The 1,220-nt window shown below is 64.3% G+C and carries 1 protein-coding gene; it reads left to right on the forward strand.

What is annotated here, in order from left to right:
* Window positions 1–401: 401 nt before the first annotated feature.
* Window positions 402–1,220, forward strand: an 819-nt coding sequence (locus VR44_RS38710; protein ID WP_045952374.1) for a hypothetical protein, incomplete at its 3' end; no start/stop codon positions are given.

Raw genomic sequence — 1,220 nt, forward strand, 5'->3', positions numbered from 1 at the left:
CGGCCCGGCTCCTGGCCCACTACAAGATCGAAGTACCTACGGGCCGACGGTCGCCACGCTGGTGATGGCGGGGGCAGGGGGAGCTGTGCGCCGGTTCCGCCTCGACGACCGGCGTCTGGTCCTGGCCGAGGACGCGGCCAGTTCGACCGCCGCCACGCTGTGGCCTGACCGCCGGCCAACGACAAGAGGCAGCGTGCCTCTGCGCGAGGCCGGGAACTGCCCTCGATGACCGGCTGGGACAAGGCGAACCCCGCGCGGCGGGCCGAGCTGACCGACCGCTCACCACCAGAGCCATAGATGTCGCATATGGACACATTGGTCGAATACCTCTACTCCGCTGCTCTGCTGGCCCCGAGGCTGGGTCCAGCACCCTCGCACGACACCACCTAAGGGGTTACATAGTGCTGAAGTACATGGCCGCGATCGCCACTGCTGCCGCGATGGCTCCGGCAACCCTCGGAGCCACGCCTGCGGTGGCGGGTGAAGCACTCGACGCGGCCGTGACCGTACCCGACCGGAGCCCGGCGGAGGACTCGACTAACGACGTTACGGATCTGTCCGAGGACGCGGCAGGGAACGCCGAGCCTCTGGTCGGCAGGGCAGCCAAGTCTGCGACGGAACGCGGCGTCCCGGTGCCGGACGAGCCGACCGCGAAGCCTGCAACCGAAGAGGAGCCCTCCAACCTCGAGACCGCGGACGTGACACCGGGAATTGGCGGGAAGTCCGACCTTTCCAGGGGGAGGAGTGACCGTCGCCCGGTCCTCCAAATCATAGACAAGCAGTTCAAAGTGGAAGCCGGTGGGAAATGGGCGGAGTTCACCACCACCTTGGACAACTCCGAAGGTAATCGCGGAGACGAAACTGCCTACAATTTCACCGTGCGCATCAGTCCCACTACAGGAACAGAAGGCGAGCTTCGGGAAGGAGACTTTGAGGTGCAGTACTTCCGTAATGGCACGTGGCATGACGCGGAGCTCACCTATCGGCCGGACGGGAGCGGCAAGCTGGAAGTGACCTTTGCGGACAACAGCCTTCCGGTGGAGTTGATCACCCACAGGTTCCGCTTCCGCGTCAGCAAGAGCACCTCCGTCTCCTCTGCAGACATCTTCAACTTGGTTACCTATATCGACCGCGAAACCGGCAAAGCAATCGCGCAGGATAGCCGCGCGTTCCAGACGGACATTGCGCCCCTCAGCGGTGAGGACCTGTCTCTTATACAC

The sequence above is a fragment of the Streptomyces katrae genome (genome assembly GCF_000966975.1).
GTDB classification, from domain to species: Bacteria; Actinomycetota; Actinomycetes; order Streptomycetales; family Streptomycetaceae; genus Streptomyces; species Streptomyces katrae.